The organism is Pseudomonas sp. SIMBA_067, from assembly GCF_046534675.1.
In the GTDB taxonomy this organism is placed as follows: domain Bacteria; phylum Pseudomonadota; class Gammaproteobacteria; order Pseudomonadales; family Pseudomonadaceae; genus Aquipseudomonas; species Aquipseudomonas putida.
Genome location: NZ_JAWRYH010001041.1, coordinates 1 through 248, shown reverse-complemented (window position 1 = coordinate 248; position 248 = coordinate 1). Strand labels below are relative to the sequence as shown.

Sequence of the window (248 nt, the reverse complement as noted above, 5' to 3'; positions counted from 1 at the left end):
CCCTTGAAACGGAAGGTGATCGGCGCCGCAGCCATGCCCTGGTTGCCGTGCAAGCGGGCGATTTCACCCGACACGCGCGCACCGATGGAACGGTCGCAGTTGCAGATGTCGAGGTTGAACTCGCCACCAGCCTGGTCACGGATGGCCGGCATGGCCATTTCCACCATTTTCTCGGCCAGCTCGCCCTGGTCGAACGGCGGGTTCTTGTCCACTTCGCAGAACTGCGGCTTGTCAGCCGGGATGTGCGA

The 248-nt window shown here is 63.3% G+C and carries 1 protein-coding gene; it reads right to left on the bottom strand.

Features of this window, described 5'->3' with window-relative positions:
- On the bottom strand, window positions 1-248 hold a 248-nt coding region (locus tag SB765_RS32390), incomplete at both ends, for a hypothetical protein (protein WP_410932863.1).